We start from the raw sequence: 20,832 nt of genomic DNA, 5'->3' as shown, positions 1-20,832 counted from the left end.
CTGAAGCCGCGGATTCTGCCTGAGCGCAAGGCTCTGTCACAAGACAATCAGCGAGATAAATGGCGCAATGCCATCATTTTCTGACGAGGTGTGCACTGACTCCCTTTTGATTGCGGTATGAACGACGAAAGCCTGCTTTTCAGGGCAGGCTTTCTGTTGTCCGCGAAGGGTTATTTCTGGTGTGCCGTCAGCGCCGCATACCCATTCATCAAATTGCGGTAGTTCGGAATCCGCTGCGACAGCAGATTGCCCAATCCTTCGATATCGTTGCGCCAGTCGCGGTGCAGCTCACAGGCCACCGAGAACCAGTTCATCATTTGTGCGCCGGCCTGGGTCATGCGGTTCCATGCGGCCTGTTGCACGGTGGTGTTGAAGGTGCCGGAGGCATCGGTCACCACGAACACGTCAAACCCTTCCGCCAGCGCCGACAAGGTCGGGAACGCCACGCACACGTCGGTCACGACACCGGCAATGATGATCTGCTTGCGGCCGGTGGCCTTGATGGCCTTGACGAAGTCTTCGTTGTCCCAGGCGTTGATCTGGCCCGGGCGGGCAATGTACGGCGCATCCGGGAACATTTCCTTGAGTTCCGGCACCAGCGGGCCGTTCGGACCCTGCTCGAAACTGGTGGTGAGGATGGTCGGCAGCTCGAAGAATTTGGCCAGGTCGGCCAGTGCCAGCACGTTGTTCTTGAACTCGTTCGGCGAGAAGTCCTGTACCAGCGAAATCAGACCGGTCTGGTGATCGACCAGCAGAACCACGGCGTCGTCTTTGTTCAGGCGGTTGTAGGTTGCAGTGCTCATATTGAATCCCTTTTTAGTTGTGGAAGTTCGCTTGCGTTCAAGATGGGCACAGATTAATGACTCGCCTGAAAGCGATAAATCACCTGCAAAGCGTTTAACCGTCAACTCAAACGAGACAATCCACTCAATCCGGGGCTCAATCGCACGGCGGTCCCGACCTTCCCGCCGATCCTTGTCATAATGTTCGCCAGCAATACGTTCAGAACGACATCCAGGGAAAAGTTGATGCTCGGACGCAACACACAAGCGCCCACGGCGAACGACACGCGGCGCCCCGCCGGCAAAGCGATGAAGGCCGGTTCGACCTTTCGGCTGACCGTCAGCTTCATGCTGGTGGTGGTCGTGGCGTTTCTGGCAGTCGAGAGCTGGCGGACATGGCGTGACTATCGTTCGGTCTTTGCGTCCGCGCGCGATTCGGTGACCAACCTGGCCCGCGCCACGGCCCAGCACGCCGAGGACACGATTCGCCAGGTCGATGTGGTCACCGCCGGGCTGGCCGAGCGTGTCGAAGGTGATGGTCTGCAGAACCTTGATGTCCCGCGCATTCACAAGTTGCTGGTGCAGCAATCGAAAATCATGCCGCAGCTGCACGGCCTGTTCATCTACGGCCCGGACGGCCACTGGATCGTGACCGACAAAGAGGTCACCCCGGAAATGGCCAACAATGCCGACCGCGATTATTTCGAGTACCACCGCACCCATGAGGATCGGCAAGTGCGCATCGGCCAGGTAGTCGAGAGCCGCTCCACCCATGACCTGATCATTCCCATCTCCCGCCGTTTGAACAACCCCGATGGCTCGTTCGCCGGCGTGCTGCTGGGGACGGTCAAGGTCAGTTACTTCGTCGACTATTACGGTGATTTCCGGATCGATGACAAAGGCGCACTGGTGCTGGCCATGCGTGACGGGACGATTCTGGTTCGCCGCCCTTTCATCGCCTCCGTGGTGGGCAAAAGCCTGGCGAACAGCGAGATCTTCAAGACCTACCTGCCCGCCTCCAACGAAGGTATTGCCCAGATCCGGGCGGTGGTCGATGACACCGAGCGTCTGTATGGCTATCGCGCCCTGACCACCTATCCGCTGGTGGTGGAGGCCGGTTTATCGAAAGATTCCATCACCGCACCTTGGCGTCGGGATTTGCTGAAAAACGGCTTCGTGCTGATTTTCCTGATTCTGGTCCTCGCCGGTTTTGGACTGATCGTACTGAGCCAGTTGCGCCAGCGGATCGCGATGGAACGGGAAATCCGTTCCGCCCACCAGGCCATGCGCGACATGGCACTGACCGACAGCCTCACCGGCCTCGGCAACCGTCGGCGCCTGGACAACACACTGGCAGACGAGATTCGTCTGGCGCGCCGTCAGGGCTCGTCGCTGTCGTTGATCATGCTCGATGTCGACCACTTCAAACGCTACAACGACCGCTACGGCCACGCCGCCGGCGACGACTGCCTGAACGCCGTCGGGCGGGCGATCCAGCAAGCGGTCAAACGCCCCGGCGACCTCGCCGTGCGCTACGGTGGCGAAGAATTCACCGTGCTGCTGCCCAACACCGAAAACGCCGGCGCCATCCAGGTCGCCGAGGACATCCTGCAAGCCATCCGCTCGCTGGAACTGGAACACACCGGGCATCCCCTCGGCTACGTGACCGCCAGCGCCGGCATTGCGACCCGTCATCCGCTTGACGACGCGGTGACGCCGGCGATGCTGCTGAAGTCGGCGGATACCTGCCTGTATCAGGCGAAGCGGCTGGGGCGCAATCGTTGCTGTTCGGCGGATGAGTCGGTGTGATCGATGGCGCTCGATATCGATCAATCTTCACGGGCCGGTTTCGGAAGAACCGTGATCAACGTCTTCGGTTCCAGATACGCACTCATCCCCCACTTGCCCATTTCACGCCCCAGGCCCGAGTGTTTGAAGCCACCAAAAGGAGCGCGCGGTTCGTGGGCCAGGGTGTTGATGAGCACGCGTCCCGAATCGATCTGACGGGCAATGTTCACACAACGTTCGGGATTCTGGCCCAGCACCAGGGCGCTCAGCCCATAGTCCGTATCGTTGGCAATGCGGATCGCATCGGCGTCGTCTTCGTAAGGGATGATCGTCAGCACGGGGCCGAAGATTTCCTCGCGCGCGATCCGCATCTGGTTGTTGGCGTCGGTGAAGATCGTGGGTTTGACGAACCATCCGGCGTGCAGGCCTTGCGGACGACCTTCGCCACCCGCCAGCAACCTCGCACCCTCCTCCTGGCCGATACGGATGTAGCGCTGCACCCGCTCCCATTGTTTCTGGCTGACCATCGGGCCGATATCGGTGTCGGCGTTGCGCGGGTCGCCCGATTGAAACTGTGCGACGCCCTCTTTCGCGACCTGCTCGAACTCCGCGAGCCGTGAACGCGGGACAAGAATGCGAGTGCCGGCGATGCAGGCCTGGCCGCTGTTGAGGAATCCGGCGTGCAGTGCCAGCGGCATGACTGCCTGAAAATCCGCGTCATCGAGTACTACGGTCGGTGACTTGCCACCGAGTTCCAGGGTCACGCGCTTCAGGGTGTCAGCGCCGGCTCTGACCAGATGCTGACCGACCGCGGACGACCCCGTGAACGAGATCTTGGCCACGTCGGGATGGCGGGCGATCTCCTCGCCAACCACGTCGCCTCGTCCGTTGACGATGTTGAAGACACCCGGTGGCAGCCCCGCTTCATGCAACGCCCGGAGCACGACCTGCGTCTGCAACGCGCTCATCTCGCTGGGCTTGATGACGGCGGTGCAGCCCGCCGCCAGTGCGGTGGCCAGCTTGTTGCAGATGAAGCCGGCATTGCTGTTCCACGGCGTGATCAGGCCAGTCACGCCCACGGGCGTCAGAATGACCTTGGCCATGCCGGCCTGCTCTTCGAAGTCGAACGCCTCCAGTGCCTCGATCGCTTGCGCAATCACGTCCGCCGGGTACGTCGCCATCCAGCGCCCGCGAACCGCGGGCGAGCCGTACTCCTCAAGGATGGCTTCCAGCAGTTCTTCCTCTCTGGCCGCCACGGCCTTGTGTATGCGTTGCAGGGCGGCGATGCGCTCTTCGCGCGTGGTACGAGACCAGGCCGGGAATGCAGCCTTGGCGGCGGCGATGGCGCGCCGGGCATCGAGTGCATCGCCCAACCGGACCTGACCGATGACTTGCTCGGTGCTCGGGTTATGGAGGTCGAACCACTCCTGGCCGTGTGGGAGGACGTACTCGCCGTTGATGTAGATGTGTTCAATGCGCTGCATGACAACTCCTCGCTGAAAATGACTCGCTTGAAGCGAGCCTCGATGGAGCGAAGTCTAAGAAGGGTTGATTGTTCCGATAAGCTATCCTTTGACTGATGAAGCATCCCTATTTTCAGGACAATCCATGCACAGAACAGGAATGACCGAGCTGGAAGTGGTACTGGCCGTCGCCCGGCGCAACAGTTTTCGCGGCGCGGCACAGGAACTGGGCATGTCCACTACCGCCGTGAGCAGCGCCGTGGCCGGCCTCGAAGCGCGGCTGAAGGTGCGCCTGTTCAATCGCTCCACACGCAGCGTTGCCCTCACCGACATCGGGCAGCGCTATGTGGAGCGCATCGCCCCGGCCCTGGCGCAGATCAAGAGTGCCGGCGAAGAGGCCAGCGTCGGTCTCGACGAACCCAGCGGCACACTGCGCATCAACGCGCCGCACGGCGCGGCCTATCTGCTGCTGGAGCCGCTGCTCAATCAGTACGCCCGACGTTATCCCGAGGTTCGCATCGACGTCGTCAGCGAGGCCAGCATGGTCGACATCGTCGCCGGGGGCTTCGACGCCGGGATCCGCCTGGCAGAGTCCGTGCCGCAAGACATGATTGCGGTGGCGCTGTCAGGCGACATCCGCATGCTCATGGTGGCAACGCCGGAGTACCTCAAACGCCATGGCGTGCCGGAACACCCACGGGATCTGCTCACCCACCAGAGCATCGGCATGCGCATGGCCCACGGCGGTCTCTATCACTGGGAGCTGGAACGCGACGGCGAGAAATTGCAGATGGATCTGCCGACGCGCTTCGTGTTCAACGAATTGCTGGCCATCAAACAGGCCGTGGTGCTGGGCCTGGGTATCGGTTTCATTTCCGAGTGGTTCATCCAGGAAGAACTGGCCAGCGGCGCACTGGTGCCGGTGCTGATGCCGTGGTGTCCGTCGTTTGGCGGGTTGAGGCTTTACTACTCGGGCCATCGCTTTGTGCCGGCGCGGTTGCGTGCGCTGATTGATCTGGTGCACGAGTTGCGGCCGAGTCCGGTTTGATTCTTGCGATCAATCGAGATGTGCGTTGCAAATGTACGGCGGTCTGGCTTCAAGGCAAAATGGCGCCTCGTTTTTTCAAGGAACAGATGAGTGATCAGCAATACATTGAAATCATGGATCGATTGTCGGCTGATCTCGCCGCTGCTTTTCCTGACAGGCCTGGCTTCCCTTTCTGGCTGTCACCAGCTGACCACTGACCAGCGAATCAATGCCTGGATGGACAGTGGTGGCAAGTCCGCTCCAACGTATATGACTTCAAAAGAAATCAACGCGATGGAGGCAAGGCGCTATATCAGGGTTTTACGTAACACCTTGGCCGAGAAAGTGTTTCTGGCGAATAGCGAAGGCCTACGAGGCAGCGTTAAGTTGCGGATGAAACTCAGCCGGCAAGGTGACGTATTGCTCTGCGAGGCGCGGTCAACTGAGCCGGATTCCCCAGCCGACTTCGCCAATCTTGTAACCGATGTGTGCTGGAGCGAGATCTGGTCAACCATCCCGGAAGATCTCCAGAGCCCGGTCGACGGCTCCCTTGAGATCATCGCGCCATTGATCGCCCAGGGCGATGTTTCATCCATTTCCGATTACGACCTGGGACACCGGAAGGCTGGTCTTGCAAGCCGCTTTTTCTGGGACAACCTGCTGGCCGGGCACTCAATCAACGCGTTCGGAAGCGCCCACTTTGATTTCACGGCTAACGCAAAGGGCCAAGTCACACGTTGCGATGTGACGCTTGAGAAAAGCTATTCCCGTCCAGAGTCCTTTCACCCGGATCCCGCGTTACAAAAGGCACTTGCGGCTCAGTGCTTACAGCTTGATCTGCAACACATGCCCGGGTTTCAGGTGGGAGAATCCGGAGTAATCAATCGCTCGGTTTTTGTTAAGTACTTCCCGTGGAAAAACCACGTGGGGAAACATCAGGAAAAAGCTCCGGCTACCGAAAAGAAAGAGCCCGCACCGCTCAACACCAGCAAGGAACGCACATGAATTTGTTCAAGAAGCTTCTCGACTCATTGAAACGTCCTTTCAACCAGGACACCCAGGCCCCACCACAAGCCCTCCAGCTGCAAGAACTGGTGACTACCGGCGACCTGAACGAGGCTGAAGCAGCAAACATGGCAGCCAGAACGGCCGGTGCAGCATGTCTGGATCGCTACTGGGGATCTATCGGCACCGTGGAGCGGGATGTCCTTGCCTACATGATCAGCCCGAGCTTTTCCGGCGGCCCTTACTGGCCCTCGACGCGTCAGGCCTACCGGGTCATTCGCCGTGGCGACAACATAATCATCGCCACCGAAGGCCTGTCGGACCCTTTCGATGATGATGCTGAGGGGACGGGCAACGGTTTCGAGATGGAGTTGTTCCTGGAAACCGCCGATATACCCGAGCACGCCCGTGGTCCCTTGGGTGATGTCGACCTTTTCCAGCGCAGCTGGGCATTCGAGCTGGTGGAGCACATTGCCAAAACGGTGGCAGACGCTGGAGGAATAACCCACCGACTCGACCAGTACGGTGCGCTATCCATCGAAATTCCCGGGTTCAGCCTGTCCAGTCACATGAGTGATCAACTGCCCGCACATTTCGTGACGGAGGACGACTCAACCGGCGTCCTGCTGGGCGCCCCTGAACCGGACTTCCCTACCCGACTGGATGACATGCCTCTATCCCCGGTCAGAATGGTTCCCGTGGTGTTGATCACAGCGTCGGAGCTTGAATACATTCGTTCGGGTGGACGCGCAGCGCGCGATGACCTGGTGAACCGTTTGAAGGCTGCGGGCATCGGGTATATGAGCAGCCTGCAACGTGAGAGCGTTGTATGACGGCGGCGATTCAAGCGTCGAAACCGTAGATCTCAAGATTGAGCACGATGGCTCCATCAATATCAGGCGCATTGGATCTTTTCTTGAGGATCCGTGACTCTAGACTGGTTCCCTTCCCACGATTCAACTGGAAAGGAACCCATTCAAGTGCGCGACTTCGACTGCCAACCCGTTTTATGCGGGAGCACGCTGAGGCTCAGGCCTCTGACCGAAAACGATTTTGAAGGCCTGTTTCTGGCGGCCTCGGACCCGCACATCTGGGCAGGCCACCCCGCCAGCGACCGCCATGAGCGGCCGGTATTCGAAACGTACTTCGCCGCGCGGCTGGCCACCGGCAAAACCCTGGTCGTCATTGATATCGATACGGGGCTGATCGTGGGCATGTCGAGTTACTACACACCGCCCGACCTGCCGGACAGTATCGCCATCGGATATACCTTTCTGGTGCGGGCGAAATGGGGTGGCGAGACCAATCGCGAACTGAAGCAACTGATGCTGGAACACGCCTTCAAGGTGTACGACACGGTCTATCTTCACATCGCACCGTCAAACATCCGCTCGCAGAAAGCCGCCATGAAGATCGGTGCGGTGCACTTGTACGATGCCGAGCTGACGCTGTCCACGACACCGGCCTGGTGCAAGTGTTACGGGCTGACCAGGGAGCAATGGGCTGCGTCGCAACAACACGCCTGAAGTTCGGGATGGAACTGCATCGTACCCATCATTTGCCTGTTAAACACTCTGCCCCTACGCCTGAACATTTGAGAACCGCATGACAGTTTCTGCATCCGATGTGCCCTTGAGCGAACAAGTCGCCTACCTGAAGCTCGCGTTGGAACTCCGTACACTTGACGTCCCGGACATCGTGCAGTGGGCGAATGCGCAGATCCAGGACCAGGCAAACCCTGCCTATGCGCTGATAGAACTCGCACTGATGGGCGAATCAAATCGTTTCGACACCGCGAGTCAATTATTACGAATCGCACGTCCCGCCATGACCACCGCAGAGCTACTGCCTTACATTCTGGCCGATGCGCACAAAATGCTTCTCGACAATCCTGGCTTCGCCAGAGCGCTGGCTGAAGGGATGTATCAAGTCTGGGCGAGGGACAATGACAGTTTTACGGAGGCACTTGCCCTGTGCGGCTACTTCGATGATGCCTACGATCTGGCCCAAGCCGGGATAAATGCAACAGTCGAACAGATCGATCAGGAACTGCTGGCGTTCACCGGAGGATTTCTGAACTGGAACTGGATGACAAGGTGCGGCAGACAAATCAAAACCGGATTGACCAGTGTCCCGACACGTTCAAACCCGCCAATTCAGGAAATCGCAGTCATCAAATCACGTTATGCAAAAGGCCAGGGCCAGGCACCCTTTCATCTCGCACTCATCCATTCGACAGCGGACGAATCGGGCTATCTGCAAATGATGGATTACGCAGACGCGGAGCATCGAGTTCCCTTCAATTCCCACGCCGAGCGACTGTGCCTGCTCACCCGTCTGATAGGCGAACGCGTGCCCATGGCCGTCGGTGGCATGTGCCCGGGCCCGGCCGATGAGGTCGCGCTGTTGATTGCAAGCAAGGCGCTCAATGGCCCTTTCATCGAACTCTCGTGGACCGCGCCACAGCAGTGGATCGTGCGCGAAATCGCAGGTGACACCGTGGAATGGGAAGCTGAACCCGACGTGGCAACGATCGCCAATACTTCGTTCGATCCGGGTTTGCTGACAGGCTCGGAATGAATTGAACGATGGAAGCTGATCACGCTTCGCTGCCCTTTCACGCACCAGCGCCAAACACAGCCCTCGCAAAATCCACGAAGCTTCGCAGCTTGGGCGTCAACCGAGGGTCCGGTGCGTACAGAAGATTCATCGGGGAAACCGGAACGTTGTAGTCCGGCAGCAGCCCGACCAGCGTTCCGCTTCTCAGCGCATCCTTGACCAGCTCCAGCGGCAACAGCACCACACCCAGCCCGGCCACCGCCGCCGACAGCAACGGGTCGGCCTGATTGATCGTCAATCTGCTTTTAATCGGCACGTCGATGCAACCGTCCGGCCCTTCCAGGCGAATGTGGGAACGACCGTCGGAATAGGCGAACGCCAGGCATTCATGTTCCTGCAGATCCAGCGGGGTCGTGATCGGTGGACGCCTGGCCAGATAGGCAGGCGCCGCGCACAGCACCATTTGATATGGCTTCAAAGGCAATGCCTTCAGGCCGCTGTCAGACAGTTCACCGATTCGAAACACCACGTCATACCCGCCCTCCAGCAGGTCAACGAGTTCATTGGACAGGGTCAGGTCCACCGACACCTGCGGATACCTGACCATGTACTCCAGCAGTCGAGGCGCCAGCGTGCTGACGCCAAAGGTGACCGGTGCGTTGATTCTGAGCCGGCCACTGGGCACGCCTCGGGTCATCGCAGCCATTTCTTCGGCGGCGTCCATGTCGGCCAGGATCAGCTTCGCCCGTTGATAGAACGTACGGCCGAAGTCGGTCAGGCTCTGTTTGCGGGTCGTGCGATTGAGCAGCGAGACACCCAGATGCTGCTCGAGCATCTTGACCTGTTTGCCGACCAGTTGCGGGGACAGATTGAGCTCATCGGCCACCGCGCTGAAGGAGCCAAGCTCCACCGCTTTGACGAAGACGGCCATCAAGGTGAGGCGATCCATTGGAAACCCTGTGTTTCTAGTGTTGCGCTATCGTAGGTCTTTATCCGACCCGGGCCAAAGCCTAAATTGGCGGCCATGGAAACGACGCGCACAACGGCAACAGGCGCGTTTTTTTTACTCGAACTAAGGCCGGCCACACCGGCCTCATTGATCACAGAAGAGGTAACCATGGCACGCATTGTCAGGATTCATGAATACGGCGACGCAAGCGTTTTGAAACTGGAATCGGTCGAAGTGCCGGCGCCGGCATCCGGAGAGGTGCAAATCGAGGTCAAGGCTTTCGGGTTGAATCGGGCCGAGGTCATGTTCCGCAATCACGCCTACCTGCAGGAAGCGCAATTTCCCAGCCGCCTCGGTTATGAAGCCGCCGGCGTGGTGGCTGCCGTCGGTGCCGGCGTCAGCGAGTTCAAGGTCGGCGATGCGGTCAGCCTGATTCCGCCGCTGGACATCGCCAAATGGGGTACCTACGGCGAACTGGCCAACGTTCCCGCCGAGCTGACAGTCAAACACCCGTCGAACCTGTCTTTTGAACAGGCTGCTGCATCCTGGATGCAGTACGTCACCGCGTGGGGCGCGCTCGTCGAACAGGCCAGACTGACGAAAAACGATTTTGTGCTGGTCACTGCCGCCTCCAGCAGCGTCGGCCTGGCAGCCTTCCAGATTGCCCGAATGGTCGGCGCGACTTCGATTGCCGTAACCCGCACCCGCGCCAAGAAGCAAGCCTTGCTGGATGCCGGCGCCGCGCACGTCATCGTCAGCGATGAAGAGGATATCGTCGCCGCCGTCATGGCCCTGACCGATGGCCAGGGCGCGCGCGTAGTGTTCGATCCGATTGGCGGCCCCGGTTTCGAACAGCTCACCCAGAGCATGGCCCGAGGCGGCATTCTGCTCGAGTACGGCGCATTGAGCCCGGAACCTACGCCGTTCCCGCTGTTCACCGTGCTGGGTAAAAGCCTGACGCTCAAGGGCTATCTCTACGCAGAGATCGTCGCGAATCCTGCGGCGCTGGCCCGGGCCAAGGCGTTCATTGGCGACGGCCTCGCATCAGGCGCTCTGCAACCGATCATTGCGAAAACGTTCGCCCTTGAGGACATTCAGGAAGCGCATCGCTTTCTTGAAGCCAATCAGCAGGTCGGAAAGATTGTCGTGACCGTTTAAGGATATGATCCGGGAAACCAGGCCTCAATGGACCGACGTCTATGCCCGTTTCCCGGATTCGCCCTTCACCGGCTCCCCTGCTGAAACTCGGCGAGACGGTGGTGTTGTTCGATGGCGTCTGCAAGTTGTGCAATGGCTGGGCGAAATTCCTGATTCGCCATGACCGCCATCAGCGAGTCCGGCTGGCAGCGGTGCAGTCTCCCGAAGGGCAGGCGCTGCTCGCCTGGGCAGATTTACCCCTCGATCAGTTCGACACCATGGCGGTCATCCGCGACCGACACTATTGGGAGCGCTCCGATGCCTTTTTCGAAGTCGTTGCCCAACTGCCCGCCCGCTGGCGTCCATTGCAGTGCTTGCGCATTTTCCCGCGCGGGCTTCGGAACTGGGCTTACGATCGTATTGCACTGAATCGTTATCGGCTGTTTGGACAATATGACACTTGTCTTCTGCCTGCTCCCGATCATGAGCAACGCTTTCTGAAGGCTTCGCTACAGCAAGAGCCCTAGCACCTGCACGGGCGTCATCTTCGTCACCATCATCAAGACGATCACGAACATCCCCAGAAAACCGGCCACCCCCATCCAGAACCATTTCCGGTAGACCGAGCGGTACTCATCCGCGAGCCCTCCCCCGGTTTCGATCGCATTCGAAGCCATCACGTACAAGCGCTTCTGCAGCACCAGCACCGGCAGCCAGAGCGAACCCACGCAAAGAAAGATGATCAACGAAGTCAGCACCCATTCCGTGGTCAACGGCAGGCCGGCCAGCCTGATCAGCCCATAGCCCGATGCGATCTGAATGAAGCCTGCCGGGGTGGTGATCCATGCGTCGAAGCGCACGACCATTTTCGCCACATGAGCGATCACCTGAGGGTTGGCGGTGCGGCTGGCTGCGATCAGGTACAGGTAGGAACCCATGCCGAAGCCGAACAGGAAAACCGCGGCGATCACATGAATGTATTTGAGGCACAGGTAAAGCATGCTCAGCGCTGCCCGTCAGAGAAATGCACGGACAGGCTCAGGTTTTCAGGATCGTTGATCGCGGCCATGTATTCGTCGACGGTGATTTCGCCCACGCAAGGCCGGGCGCCGGGTTCAGGCACATAGCCTTGGGCCATTTTGGTGGCCAGGGCCACAGCGGCGCAGCTTGGGATTTCCGGGCCCTTGTCATTCCATGCCGTCAGCTGAGCGGTCATGGACAGCGATTGTCCTTCAACCCCGATACCTTGCACGTCGATGTACATCGCGCTTTTGCCATCGCCGAGTCGCTCGAACCAAGTGCCCAGGCGATGCAGTCTTGCAGCCCAGGGTGCATGGTCCCGAATCAGCCCCTTCTTCTGGGCCTGTGCGAACAATGCATTGGCGACACCGCCGAGCTTGAGCCCGGCACCGGCCTTGAAGTTCAGTGTCCGGGCGCCATAACGCCCGGCGAAAATGTCCATGTCCGGCACGTCGACATTGGCCAGCAAGCGAGTGCCCAGGTGCGGCATCTTGCGCAACGTCAGATCCTGCCAGCCCGGCACCTCGTGAACCCGGCCATCCTTGAGCTGTTTGATCGGCTTGCCCGCGTAGGCAAGCACACCTTCAACGGTAGACAGCCCCGGCATCTTGGCGGAAGAGGAAATGCCATGTTCGATCGAGTCGATGCGTTGAAAGCGATACCGCTGCTGATCGATGATGGCCGAAGACAGGGTCGGCACTGAACTGCAACCACTGAGAATCGCCACGCCCGCCGCTTTCGCGCGCGCATCGAGTACGCCGATACCGTTGACGAAGGTTCGGCAGTCAGACAGGTCGCAATAGTTCACACCGGCCTCGATGCAGGCCTCGGCGACCGCATAGGATTGCCCTTGAAACGGGCCGCCGGTGTGGATGACCAACTCAATGCCCATCGAGCCCAATGCTGACTGAATCCCTGGCCCCATGGCATCGCCACACCAACTTGCGCAGGCTTTTCCGGAAGCGGCTTGTAACGCCTCGACCTTGCGCAGCAACTTGTGCGCATCGCGACCCGAGATCGCCAAATCAACATCAGGCATCGACGCCAGATGCCGGCAGACAATGCTGCCGAAGTTTCCATACCCACCGACCACCAACACCTTGAACGCCATTCACCGCTTCCCTAACGATTCGATCGTAAAGCCGACTTGCCCGAGACAGGATTCGCGGGAGCTTCCCTGATATCGACGGGTCAGGCAAGTCAGTAGCAGTCGGTGATGCAAAACCCACAGCCTTGAAGGCAGCGCTTTCAAAGCGGTCTACGCTCCATCCACTACCCCCTCTGGAGTCTCCGTGATGATCCGCGCCTTGCTGACCGCCTCCTTGCTGGTGGCCCTGAGTGTTCCGGCACATGCTGACGTAGAACCCTTCCCCGCTTCCTTCCGCACGCAAGACATTACCGTGGACGGCGCGAAGATCCACACGCGCATCGGCGGCAAGGGCCCGGCCGTGGTGCTGTTGCATGGTTTTGGTGATACCGGGGACATGTGGGGGCCGCTCGCCACGGATCTGGCGAAGGATCACACCGTGGTAATCCCTGATCTGCGCGGCATGGGGTTGTCGTCGATTCCCGACAGTGGCTATGACAAGAAGACACAGGCGGGAGACATCCGCGCCGTGCTCGCCTCGCTGGGCATCGAACATTCGGTCGTCATCGGTCACGACATCGGCACCATGGTCGCCTTCGCCTATGCCTCGCGGTATCCACAACAGACCGATCGCCTGGTAGTGATGGATGCGCCAGTTCCGGGCATTGCGCCGTGGAATGACATCGTGCGTTCGCCGATGCTCTGGCACTTCGATTTTGGAGGCGCGGACATGGAGCGGCTGGTCGCCGGCCGCGAGCGCATTTATCTGGATCGGTTCTGGAACGAGTTCGCCGGCGACCCGAAAAAAGTCGACGAAGCCACGCGCCAGCACTACGCCAGACTCTACGCCCGCCCCGGTGCGATGCACGCGGCCTTCGCTCAGTTCCGCGCCATTCGCCAGGACGCGGTGGACAACGAAGCGTCGTCAAAGAACAAACTGACGATGCCGGTCCTGGCGGTCGGTGGCGAGAAATCCTTCGGCAACAACGAAGCCATCGTGATGCGCAACGCCGCCGACAATGTCACCGAAGTGGTGATCGCCGGCGCGGGCCATTGGCTGATGGAAGAAGCGCCGGGGGAAACCACGCAGGCGATTCGTAGCTTTATGACCCGCTGATGTTAATAAAATGGGGACAGATTTATTTTTTGAAAAATAAATCTGTCCCCATTGAATCTCAAGCGTAGAGCGTCAGGACACCTATCCATTCAGCCTCTTGTTATTGATCTTGTCCAGCGCTTCAAGGATGGCTGGTTCACGCTCCTTCAGCAGGGCCTGGAAGGTATTTTCGACGGTGTCTTCAGCGTCGAAAATCTTGTCCAGAAAGGCGCGGCCCTCAGGCGTGTTATTCAAAATATCTTTGCTCTGCGCGGGGTTATCGTGGGCACGAATCGCCGCATTGAGTTCATCCGGCTGCAATTGAGCCGCCAGGGTATCGATCCGCAGGTTTCTGATCTCGTCGAACGGAACCTTGTCTTCCACAACCTCACGGATTTCTTCGTCCATCACCGCCATGTAACGTGGCGAATAATCTCGCATTGTGGTTTCCACCACCTCATCGTAATGCTCCTTGAAGGCGCCACTGATATCGACCAGTTCCGTGGCCTTGTCCTTGCTTCCTCCACAGGCGGTCAGTGACGTTGCAAGCAACAAAACCAACGCAGCCGTTCTCATACCCATGAGACTTTGTCCTTGTTCAATTTGTGGAAGCCGATTGCCTGGTGCAGGTTCGTAAGGCTGCTTTCCATGGCAAACCTGCAGAACTGCAGGGCGCGCAATTCTAAACAAAATGGGGACAGATTTATTTGTTGATAATAAATCTGTCCCCATTGAATCACTGCTGCTCGCCATACTCCGGCAATTCGATAGCATCGGCCTTCGGCGAAAGGATTTTCCCGAACAGGCGCCGGAACCCCGGCGCACTCGCCAGCCGCAACACCGCGTGGCCAAGGGTGATGCCAAGGCGCGAATGCGGCGAGGCCAGTCTGGGAGCGAAGCCGGGCACGCTTTGCGCCTGGGCGACGAAGGGCCGCATCCGTTTTTCATAGGCCGTGAACGCCTGGGCATGGTCGGCATGACGCCCCAGTTCACCGGCCAGCACATAGGCGCCGCACAGTCCCAGGCTGGTACCCATGCCGCTGATGGGCGATGCGCAATAAGCTGCGTCCCCGACCAGCGCGATACGCCCCTTGGACCAGCGGGACATTTTGACCTGCCCCACTGCATCCAGATAAAGATCGGTGGCATCTTCCAATGCAGCCAGCACGCGTGGTGTCTCCCAACCGGCGTCGGCGAAGAGTTGCCTGAGCAAGGACTTCTGCTCGTCCTGCGCGAGCTTTTCGTAACCGCACGGCGCCTGCTGGAAAGACAAAAACGCGCGGGTGGTGCCCAGATTGTCCGGCCGCAAGCAGACACAGCGACCACCCGGAAGGTTGTGCCAGCGCATGACCTGGCCATCGCTCGGCTGTCGAGGCACGGTGAAATAAGCCGTATACAGATTGAGGGGACGACGCTGGACCTCGTTGCCGAACACCCGGTTGCGGGTCGTCGAACCAATCCCTTCAGCCACGATCACCAGATCGTAAACCTGCTCGGCGCCCTGTTCGAAACGCACATGGACCTGCTCGCCATCGTCTTCCATGGCTTCAACGCTGTCGCCGAATCGGTACAGGACACGGTCCTGGCTGTGCTGGATGAGCAGTTTGGCGAGCTCACCCCGCAGGATCTCCAGCTCAGCTATCGGCCCCTCACCGTCGAACGCATCGACACCCAGAAACGCCTTGGTCCGGTTGTTCTGGTCAACGAAGGCGATGCCCTGTTCCTGAGTCGTGTTCGCCCGAATCAAATCTTCCAGGCCCATGCGCCGGACGACCTCACGCCCGGCGCCCCGCACGTCAATCGTCTGTCCGCCATCACGAAACGCAGGCGCCCTTTCCACCACCGTGACGTGCATGCCCTGCCGGGACAGCCAATACGCCAACGCAGGTCCGGCGATGCTTGCGCCGGTCACCAGTACTTTTTTGGGATTCATCACGCGTCCCGGTTTTCAGAGGTGGCCACAGCGCTGCCCGGCAACGTGGTGCGATAGACCTCGATCACTTGCCCCAGGAAGGCTTCAACCACGGCGCGATCCTCGCCATCGAGGGCTCCGAGCACGGCGCTCAGGCCATTGAGCATCGGCGCGATATGCCGATAGGCCTGCGCCACCGATTCCGGAACCGGACACACCAGCACCCGGCGCTTGTCATTGAGCTGCCGCTCGCGGACCACATGCCCGGCGCGTTCCAGGCGATCGATGACCTGTGTGATACCCGCCGTGGTCACGGAAAGCCGCGCCGCGAGTTCGGTCGGCGGCAGAGGTCCATCCGCGATCAGATGCTCCAGCGCCGCGACATCGGTCTGATTGATGCCCAGAACCACGCCCAGATGGCTGGCAGTCTTGCGGGTGAGGATGGCGATCTGTTGCAACTGCTGGCCGACGACATCACTGGCGATCTGCAGGTTGCGGGGATCTTCGGACGGATCGGACGGATCGGGCGGTGATGAAGGCGATGTCATGGGCAGGGTCAGTCCAGGCGGTTCGTGATGAGGACGCGAAACTAACATATAGCTAACTTGCTTAGCTATCTTTCTAGACCGAAGGCAAAAAAAGGGAACCGGTCCGTTTTTCAGAAAACAGACCGGCTCCCCTCTTTCACACTGACGCTACCGGACTTCAGGTGCGCTTCGGAAGCTTCCAGTTCGGGCGAATGAAGTGGCAGGTGTAACCATTCGGAATGCGCTCCAGGTAATCCTGATGCTCCGGCTCCGCCTCCCAGAACGGCCCGGCCGGTTCGATTTCGGTCACCACTCGTCCTGGCCACAGGCGCGAAGCGTCGACATCGGCTGCGGTGTCTTCGGCGACGTCGCGTTGCTGTTCGCTGAGGTAATAGATCGCCGAGCGATAGCTGGGACCGCGGTCATTGCCCTGACGGTTGGGCGTGGTCGGGTCGTGTATCTGAAAGAAGAACTCGAGGATCTGCCGATAGCTGATGACGGCAGGGTCGAAGACGATTTCGATGGCCTCGGCGTGATTGCCATGATTGCGGTAGGTGGCATTCGGCACATCGCCGCCGGTGTAACCGACGCGTGTCTTCAGGACACCGGGGTAGCGCCGCAGCAGGTCCTGCATGCCCCAGAAGCAGCCGCCGGCGAGGATGGCAGTTTCGGTTTGGCTGGTCATGGTCTGTCCTTCCCCTTGGGGATGTTGGAGGTAACCCTTGTTATGAGGGCACGCTGGCCAATTCCAAGCCCTCAAATGGACCTCAAATGGGGACAGATTTATTTTAAAAATAAATCTGTCCCCATTAAAAAATCAGGCAAACGCAGATTCGATGAACGCTTCCAGCGCCTGTTCTTCCAGAATCTCGATAGAAAAATGCCCGAAGCGCTTGGGCAGCCAGATGATGCGTGTCCCGGACGGTGATTGCAGGTTGGCGCGTTCCAGTGGCTGGCCGTTTTCGTCTTCTGGCTGCACACCGGCGATCACCAGTTCGTCGTAGGCCTTCTCGATGTCCGGTGTCGAATAGCAGTGACGATAGATCATCCCCTCCCCCGACGAATCCAGCAGTTCCTTGAGATTGCCCGCCAACGGCTGGACCAGCATGAAACGTTCCTGGCCGATCAGCGCAACCGCGTAGCGAACGTGCAGGCCACCCCGTTCCCAGACGAGGGTCCGGGAGATTCTGGCTTTCAGAATCTGCGCATAGTAGGCGCAGGCTTCCTCAAGGTTATTGACCAATACGTCGACGTGACTGAACTTCAGATCCATTGCATCGCTCCTTCTGACAGGCGCCCATCTTAAAAACAAAAGAGCACCCGAAGGTGCTTTTCTGTTGGTGAAAATGGGGACAGGTGAAAATGGGGACAGATTTATTTAAAAAATAAATCTGTCCCCATTAAAAAGACTACTTCGGCATCAGCACCGTATCCACTACATGAATCACACCATTGGACTGCATCACGTCCGCAATGGTGATCGCAGCCTTCCCGCCTTTGGCGTCCACCACCCACAATTTTCCGTCGTGCAGCATGACAGTCAGGGATTCGCCCTGAACGGTTTTGAGCATGACTTTGCCGCCGTGCATTTTGGCGTCATCCATCAGCTGTTTTGCCGTGTGAGTGCCGGCAACCACGTGATAGGTGAGGATCGTCGTCAGGTCGGCCTTGTGCTCCGGTTTGACGAGCGTATCGACGGTGCCGGCGGGCAACTTGGCGAAGGCTTCATTGGTCGGCGCGAAGACTGTGAATGGCCCCTTGCTGTTGAGGGTGTCGACCAGCCCGGCCGCCTTGACCGCTGCAACGAGCGTGGTGTGGTCCTTCGAGTTGACGGCGTTTTCGACGATGGTCTTGTTCGGGTACATGGCCGCACCGCCGACCATCACGGTATCGGCGGCAAAGCTCGATCCCGTGCCAAGGCAGAGCAAGGTGAAGCAGGCGATGGCGATGCGTTTGATGAGCGAGTGCATGGTGTATCTCCTGAATTCTTCGACCCTTCGAATGAGGGTGATGAACTTACGGAGCAGACGCGCAAATGGATGCATCACGGTGCAAGTATTTTTATTCGTCTATGATCGATTTTTTAAATCAGCCAAGGAGGCCACCATGAGTGTTCGTGGTAAAGATCGGCAAATCGACAAGATCGAGTTCAACGTTGGCGACATTGCCCGCAGCAAGGCGTTCTACGGTGACCTCCCCACCTCCAGACAACAAAAAAGCACCCGAAGGTGCTTTTTTTGTCGCTGCTGTGAGCGTTACGAAGTCTTCACGCTGGCCCGGGCCGCGTGCAGTTTCTTGTAACTGTCGATCAGTCGCAGGTGACGGTCGAGGCCTTCGAGTTTCATGCTGGTCGGCGTCAAGCCGTAGAAGCGAACGCTGCCGTCCACCGAGCCGATCGCCGCGTCCATCCGTTCGTTGCCGAACATGCGGCGGAAGTTGGCTTCGTAGTCGGCCAGTTCCAGGTCTTCGTCCAGTTGCATCTCCAGCACCCCGTTGACGGCCTGATAGAACAGGCCCCGCTCCACGGTGTTGTCGTTGTACTGGAGGAACATTTCCACCGCTTCTTTCGCTTCCTCGATTTGTCCCAGAGCGAGCCAGATCAGCAGTTTCAGTTCCAGGATCGTCAGTTGACCCCACACGGTGTTGTCATCGAACTCGATGCCGATCAGCGTGGTGATGTCGGTGTAGTCGTCCAGTTCGCTTTCCACCAGACGCTCGACCAGTGACTGGAGTTCTTCTTCGTTCAAGCGATGCAGGTTGAGGATGTCTTCGCGGAAGAACAGCGCCTTGTTGGTGTTGTCCCAGATCAGATCGTCCACCGGGTAGATTTCCGAGTAATCCGGCACCAGGATGCGGCAGGCAGTGGCGCCGATGTGCTCGTACACCGCCATGTACACTTCCTTGCCCATTCCCTTGAGGATGCCGAACAGGGTTTCGGCCTCTTCGACGTTGGAGTTTTCACCCTGGCCGGTGAAGTCCCACTCCACAAATTCGTATTCCGCCTGGGCGCTGAAGAAGCGCCACGACACCACGCCGCTGGAGTCGATGAAGTGCTCGACGAAGTTGTTCGGTTCGGTGACCGCCTGAGCTTCGAAGGTCGGCTGCGGCAGATCGTTCAGGCCTTCGAAGCTGCGGCCCTGCAGCAGCTCGGTCAGGCTGCGCTCCAGCGCCACTTCGAAGCTCGGGTGTGCGCCGAACGAGGCGAATACACCGCCGGTACGCGGGTTCATCAGCGTGACGCACATCACCGGGAATTCACCGCCCAGCGACGCATCCTTCACCAGCACCGGGAAGCCCTGGGCTTCCAGACCTTGAATGCCGGCCATGATCGCCGGGTACTTTTCCAGCACTTCCTGCGGCACGTCCGGCAACGCGAATTCGCCTTCGATGATTTCGCGTTTCACCGCACGCTCGAAGATTTCCGACAGACACTGCACCTGGGCTTCGGCCAGGGTGTTGCCGGCGCTCATGCCGTTGCTCAGGTACAGGTTTTCGATCAGGTTCGACGGGAAGTACACCACCTCGCCGTCCGACTGGCGCACGAACGGCAGCGAAACGATGCCGCGTTCTTCGTTGCCGGAGTTGGTGTCGATCAGGTGCGAACCACGCAGCTCGCCGTCGCGGTTGTAGATCTTCAGGCAGTACGGGTCGAGGATCTCGCTCGGCAGCTCGTCATTGCTGCCCGGCTTGAACCAGCGCTCGTCCGGGTAGTGCACGAACGGCGCATCGGCCAGGTCCAGACCCCAGAACTGATCGTTGTAGAAGAAGTTGCAGTTCAGGCGCTCAATGAACTCGCCCAGCGCCGACGCCAGCGCGCCTTCCTTGGTCGAGCCCTTGCCGTTGGTGAAGCACATCGGCGAGTGCGCGTCACGAATGTGCAGCGACCACACGTTCGGCACGATGTTGCGCCACGAAGCGATTTCGATCTTCATGCCGAGGTCGGCGAGGATGCCCGACATGTTGGCGATGGTCTGCTCCAGCGGCAGGTCCTTGCCCGGAATGTAGGTGCTGGCGCTGGAGTTCGCGCCCGGCATCAGCAGTGCCTGGGCGTCGGCGTCGAGGTTTTCCACCTCTTCGATGACGAACTCGGGGCCGGCCTGCACCACCTTCTTCACGGTGCAGCGGTCGATGGAGCGCAGGATGCCCTGGCGGTCCTTGTCGGAGATATCTGCCGGCAACTCGACCTGAATCTTGAAGATCTGGTTGTAGCGGTTCTCCGGGTCAACGATGTTGTTCTGCGACAGGCGGATGTTATCGGTCGGGATATTGCGGGTTTCGCAATACAGCTTCACGAAGTACGCCGCACACAGCGCCGACGAAGCCAGGAAGTAGTCGAACGGACCCGGTGCCGAACCATCGCCCTTGTAGCGGATCGGTTGGTCGGCCACCACCGTGAAGTCGTCGAACTTGGCTTCAAGTCGAAGGTTGTCGAGAAAGTTGACCTTGATTTCCATGGGGGACTACCAGAATAGCGAGCTGA

21 protein-coding genes and 1 pseudogene are annotated in these 20,832 nt (G+C 59.2%); 10 read left to right on the top strand and 12 right to left on the bottom strand.

Translation table 11 applies throughout. The features are described from left to right. Nucleotides 1-170: 170 nt before the first annotated feature. Nucleotides 171-803, bottom strand: a complete 633-nt coding sequence (gene ycaC / locus M5B44_RS10295) for an isochorismate family cysteine hydrolase YcaC (protein ID WP_065261269.1) — start codon at nt 801-803, stop codon at nt 171-173. 225 nt (nt 804-1,028) lie between these two features. On the opposite strand from ycaC, the gene M5B44_RS10290 reads away from it, so the two are divergent. Then, nucleotides 1,029-2,591: a sensor domain-containing diguanylate cyclase gene (locus tag M5B44_RS10290; protein WP_248739092.1), complete on the top strand. Its 1,563-nt coding sequence runs from the start codon at nt 1,029-1,031 to the stop codon at nt 2,589-2,591. Between the two features lie 20 nt (nt 2,592-2,611). Here the strand turns inward: M5B44_RS10290 and M5B44_RS10285 are convergent, their stop codons facing one another. Then, nucleotides 2,612-4,054 (bottom strand): aldehyde dehydrogenase family protein, encoded by a 1,443-nt coding sequence (locus M5B44_RS10285; protein WP_248739091.1) that lies wholly within the window; start codon nt 4,052-4,054, stop codon nt 2,612-2,614. 124 nt (nt 4,055-4,178) lie between these two features. Between M5B44_RS10285 and M5B44_RS10280 the strand changes: the two genes are divergently transcribed. From M5B44_RS10280 to M5B44_RS10260, 5 genes are all read left to right on the top strand, one after another. Next, on the top strand, nt 4,179-5,081 hold the full coding sequence (locus M5B44_RS10280) for a LysR family transcriptional regulator (RefSeq protein ID WP_248739090.1): 903 nt from the start codon (nt 4,179-4,181) through the stop codon (nt 5,079-5,081). Between the two features lie 90 nt (nt 5,082-5,171). Further along, complete coding sequence (locus M5B44_RS10275; RefSeq protein WP_248739089.1) at nt 5,172-6,065, top strand: hypothetical protein; 894 nt, start codon at nt 5,172-5,174, stop codon at nt 6,063-6,065. Beyond that, complete coding sequence (locus M5B44_RS10270; protein ID WP_248739088.1) at nt 6,062-6,898, top strand: suppressor of fused domain protein; 837 nt, start codon at nt 6,062-6,064, stop codon at nt 6,896-6,898. The genes M5B44_RS10275 and M5B44_RS10270 overlap by 4 nt, the downstream gene beginning before the upstream one ends. A 147-nt stretch (nt 6,899-7,045) precedes the next feature. Continuing rightward, the gene (locus M5B44_RS10265; RefSeq protein ID WP_248739087.1) at nt 7,046-7,591 is read left to right on the top strand and encodes a GNAT family N-acetyltransferase; all 546 of its coding nucleotides are present in this window, start codon (nt 7,046-7,048) and stop codon (nt 7,589-7,591) included. Nucleotides 7,592-7,670: 79 nt separating this feature from the next. Further along, complete coding sequence (locus M5B44_RS10260) at nt 7,671-8,645, top strand: hypothetical protein (protein WP_248739086.1); 975 nt, start codon at nt 7,671-7,673, stop codon at nt 8,643-8,645. A gap of 37 nt (nt 8,646-8,682) precedes the next feature. Here the strand turns inward: M5B44_RS10260 and M5B44_RS10255 are convergent, their stop codons facing one another. Next, nucleotides 8,683-9,573 carry a LysR family transcriptional regulator gene (locus tag M5B44_RS10255; RefSeq protein ID WP_085733973.1) on the bottom strand — a complete coding sequence of 297 codons (891 nt, stop codon included), beginning with the start codon at nt 9,571-9,573 and terminating at the stop codon, nt 8,683-8,685. A 168-nt stretch (nt 9,574-9,741) separates the two neighbouring features. Here M5B44_RS10255 and M5B44_RS10250 point away from each other — a divergent pair, with 168 nt between their 5' ends. Beyond that, nucleotides 9,742-10,731 (top strand): zinc-dependent alcohol dehydrogenase family protein, encoded by a 990-nt coding sequence (locus M5B44_RS10250; protein ID WP_248739085.1) that lies wholly within the window; start codon nt 9,742-9,744, stop codon nt 10,729-10,731. A 41-nt stretch (nt 10,732-10,772) separates the two neighbouring features. Then, nucleotides 10,773-11,237 (top strand): thiol-disulfide oxidoreductase DCC family protein, encoded by a 465-nt coding sequence (locus M5B44_RS10245; protein WP_248739084.1) that lies wholly within the window; start codon nt 10,773-10,775, stop codon nt 11,235-11,237. Here the strand turns inward: M5B44_RS10245 and M5B44_RS10240 are convergent. Beyond that, on the bottom strand, nt 11,220-11,711 hold the full coding sequence (locus tag M5B44_RS10240; protein WP_248739083.1) for a DUF2269 family protein: 492 nt from the start codon (nt 11,709-11,711) through the stop codon (nt 11,220-11,222). The genes M5B44_RS10245 and M5B44_RS10240 overlap by 18 nt on opposite strands. Nucleotides 11,712-11,713: 2 nt before the next feature. Next, nucleotides 11,714-12,841, bottom strand: coding sequence for a saccharopine dehydrogenase NADP-binding domain-containing protein (locus tag M5B44_RS10235; protein ID WP_248739082.1), 1,128 nt, complete (start codon nt 12,839-12,841; stop codon nt 11,714-11,716). A gap of 184 nt (nt 12,842-13,025) precedes the next feature. Here M5B44_RS10235 and M5B44_RS10230 point away from each other — a divergent pair, with 184 nt between their 5' ends. Continuing rightward, entirely contained in the window at nt 13,026-13,934 is a 909-nt protein-coding gene (locus tag M5B44_RS10230) for an alpha/beta fold hydrolase (protein ID WP_248739081.1), read from the top strand. Between the two features lie 81 nt (nt 13,935-14,015). Here the strand turns inward: M5B44_RS10230 and M5B44_RS10225 are convergent, their stop codons facing one another. From M5B44_RS10225 to M5B44_RS10200, 6 genes are all read right to left on the bottom strand, one after another. Further along, nucleotides 14,016-14,495, bottom strand: a complete 480-nt coding sequence (locus tag M5B44_RS10225; RefSeq protein ID WP_248739080.1) for a hypothetical protein — start codon at nt 14,493-14,495, stop codon at nt 14,016-14,018. A gap of 154 nt (nt 14,496-14,649) precedes the next feature. Next, complete coding sequence (locus tag M5B44_RS10220; protein ID WP_248739079.1) at nt 14,650-15,846, bottom strand: FAD-dependent monooxygenase; 1,197 nt, start codon at nt 15,844-15,846, stop codon at nt 14,650-14,652. Next, nucleotides 15,846-16,373, bottom strand: coding sequence for a MarR family winged helix-turn-helix transcriptional regulator (locus M5B44_RS10215; RefSeq protein WP_248739078.1), 528 nt, complete (start codon nt 16,371-16,373; stop codon nt 15,846-15,848). The genes M5B44_RS10220 and M5B44_RS10215 overlap by 1 nt, the downstream gene beginning before the upstream one ends. Nucleotides 16,374-16,530: 157 nt before the next feature. Next, the gene (gene msrA, locus M5B44_RS10210; RefSeq protein ID WP_248739077.1) at nt 16,531-17,037 is read right to left on the bottom strand and encodes a peptide-methionine (S)-S-oxide reductase MsrA; all 507 of its coding nucleotides are present in this window, start codon (nt 17,035-17,037) and stop codon (nt 16,531-16,533) included. A 132-nt stretch (nt 17,038-17,169) separates the two neighbouring features. Next, on the bottom strand, nt 17,170-17,625 hold the full coding sequence (locus M5B44_RS10205) for a VOC family protein (protein WP_248739076.1): 456 nt from the start codon (nt 17,623-17,625) through the stop codon (nt 17,170-17,172). Between the two features lie 136 nt (nt 17,626-17,761). Beyond that, on the bottom strand, nt 17,762-18,322 hold the full coding sequence (locus M5B44_RS10200; RefSeq protein WP_248739075.1) for a fasciclin domain-containing protein: 561 nt from the start codon (nt 18,320-18,322) through the stop codon (nt 17,762-17,764). 136 nt (nt 18,323-18,458) lie between these two features. On the opposite strand from M5B44_RS10200, the pseudogene M5B44_RS10195 reads away from it, so the two are divergent. Further along, nucleotides 18,459-18,542 (top strand): annotated as a pseudogene (locus tag M5B44_RS10195) (VOC family protein); the annotation flags it as partial. A gap of 65 nt (nt 18,543-18,607) precedes the next feature. Here the strand turns inward: M5B44_RS10195 and M5B44_RS10190 are convergent. Continuing rightward, on the bottom strand, nt 18,608-20,806 hold the full coding sequence (locus tag M5B44_RS10190) for an OsmC domain/YcaO domain-containing protein (protein WP_248739074.1): 2,199 nt from the start codon (nt 20,804-20,806) through the stop codon (nt 18,608-18,610). Between the last annotated feature and the right edge of the window lie 26 nt (nt 20,807-20,832).

Source organism: Pseudomonas sp. MWU12-2029, from assembly GCF_023242425.1.
Taxonomy (GTDB): Bacteria; Pseudomonadota; Gammaproteobacteria; order Pseudomonadales; family Pseudomonadaceae; genus Aquipseudomonas; species Aquipseudomonas kribbensis.
Note: the sequence above shows the minus strand (reverse complement) of the source record. Positions and strands in the feature narration are given on the sequence as shown.

Bases quoted from the DNA above. Each gene is read 5' to 3' on its own strand.
- ycaC (WP_065261269.1), bottom strand. From the start codon at position 803: ATGAGCACTGCAACCTACAACCGCCTGAACAAAGACGACGCCGTGGTT.
- M5B44_RS10290 (WP_248739092.1), top strand. From the start codon at position 1,029: ATGCTCGGACGCAACACACAAGCGCCCACGGCGAACGACACGCGGCGC.
- M5B44_RS10285 (WP_248739091.1), bottom strand. From the start codon at position 4,054: ATGCAGCGCATTGAACACATCTACATCAACGGCGAGTACGTCCTCCCA.
- M5B44_RS10280 (WP_248739090.1), top strand. From the start codon at position 4,179: ATGCACAGAACAGGAATGACCGAGCTGGAAGTGGTACTGGCCGTCGCC.
- M5B44_RS10270 (WP_248739088.1), top strand. From the start codon at position 6,062: ATGAATTTGTTCAAGAAGCTTCTCGACTCATTGAAACGTCCTTTCAAC.
- M5B44_RS10260 (WP_248739086.1), top strand. From the start codon at position 7,671: ATGACAGTTTCTGCATCCGATGTGCCCTTGAGCGAACAAGTCGCCTAC.
- M5B44_RS10255 (WP_085733973.1), bottom strand. From the start codon at position 9,573: ATGGATCGCCTCACCTTGATGGCCGTCTTCGTCAAAGCGGTGGAGCTT.
- M5B44_RS10250 (WP_248739085.1), top strand. From the start codon at position 9,742: ATGGCACGCATTGTCAGGATTCATGAATACGGCGACGCAAGCGTTTTG.
- M5B44_RS10245 (WP_248739084.1), top strand. From the start codon at position 10,773: ATGCCCGTTTCCCGGATTCGCCCTTCACCGGCTCCCCTGCTGAAACTC.
- M5B44_RS10240 (WP_248739083.1), bottom strand. From the start codon at position 11,711: ATGCTTTACCTGTGCCTCAAATACATTCATGTGATCGCCGCGGTTTTC.
- M5B44_RS10235 (WP_248739082.1), bottom strand. From the start codon at position 12,841: ATGGCGTTCAAGGTGTTGGTGGTCGGTGGGTATGGAAACTTCGGCAGC.
- M5B44_RS10230 (WP_248739081.1), top strand. From the start codon at position 13,026: ATGATCCGCGCCTTGCTGACCGCCTCCTTGCTGGTGGCCCTGAGTGTT.
- M5B44_RS10225 (WP_248739080.1), bottom strand. From the start codon at position 14,495: ATGGGTATGAGAACGGCTGCGTTGGTTTTGTTGCTTGCAACGTCACTG.
- M5B44_RS10220 (WP_248739079.1), bottom strand. From the start codon at position 15,846: ATGAATCCCAAAAAAGTACTGGTGACCGGCGCAAGCATCGCCGGACCT.
- M5B44_RS10215 (WP_248739078.1), bottom strand. From the start codon at position 16,373: ATGACATCGCCTTCATCACCGCCCGATCCGTCCGATCCGTCCGAAGAT.
- msrA (WP_248739077.1), bottom strand. From the start codon at position 17,037: ATGACCAGCCAAACCGAAACTGCCATCCTCGCCGGCGGCTGCTTCTGG.
- M5B44_RS10205 (WP_248739076.1), bottom strand. From the start codon at position 17,625: ATGGATCTGAAGTTCAGTCACGTCGACGTATTGGTCAATAACCTTGAG.
- M5B44_RS10200 (WP_248739075.1), bottom strand. From the start codon at position 18,322: ATGCACTCGCTCATCAAACGCATCGCCATCGCCTGCTTCACCTTGCTC.
- M5B44_RS10190 (WP_248739074.1), bottom strand. From the start codon at position 20,806: ATGGAAATCAAGGTCAACTTTCTCGACAACCTTCGACTTGAAGCCAAG.